Source organism: Bacillus sp. LR--39 (assembly GCF_053613335.1).
This window is the reverse complement of sequence record NZ_JBSIOT010001149.1, coordinates 1-617: the sequence shown is the minus strand read 5'-3', so window position 1 is coordinate 617 and position 617 is coordinate 1. Positions and strand designations below refer to the sequence as shown.

The following is a 617-nucleotide window of genomic DNA, read 5'->3' as shown; positions in this document are numbered from 1 at the left end:
GTATTTATCGAGGTTTCTCCTGATCCTGACATTTATACAACCGGAAAAGATACGTTTATGAATGAAATGCTGAATGTCATCCATGCTAAAAACGCAGCTGCGGATCAGACAGGATGGGTGCAAATGACAGACGAGGCGATCGTAAAACTCAATCCTGATGCAATTGTTACAACGGACGGTGTGAAAGCGAAAGCTGTGGAAAAACGCGATCGCTGGAGCGAAATCAATGCTGTGAAACATCATCGTGTATATGATGTGGACCCTGATCTTGTGACACGTTCCGGTCCCCGTCTGATCGAAGGGGTCGAAGAACTTGCGGAAAGCATTTACCCGGATACGTTTAAAGAATAATCGTTATGCCGCATATATCATTGGTTTCTCATTTTTAGCCGTGAGCGTCATCTTAGGAATTTCTTGCGGCAGCCTGCATATTCCTATTCCCGCTGTTTTTCGTGTCTTTTGGCATCAAGGTTTCGGCGGCTCTATCGGTTCTGATGATCCGATGTACACTAATATTATGATGAATATCAGACTGCCGAGAGTTGTGCTGGCCGCCCTTGTGGGGGCGGCTCTTTCTATTGCAGGGGCCGCTTTTCAAGGATTGTTGAAAAATCCGC

General features: G+C 46.0%; 2 protein-coding genes. Both read left to right on the top strand.

What is annotated here, in order from left to right; translation table 11 throughout:
* A partial coding sequence (locus ACWHAR_RS29060; RefSeq protein ID WP_452088693.1) for an ABC transporter substrate-binding protein occupies positions 1 to 351 on the top strand: 351 nt, incomplete at its 5' end.
* On the top strand, positions 314 to 617 hold a 304-nt coding region (locus ACWHAR_RS29055), incomplete at its 3' end, for an iron chelate uptake ABC transporter family permease subunit (protein ID WP_452088692.1). The genes ACWHAR_RS29060 and ACWHAR_RS29055, both read left to right, overlap by 38 nt.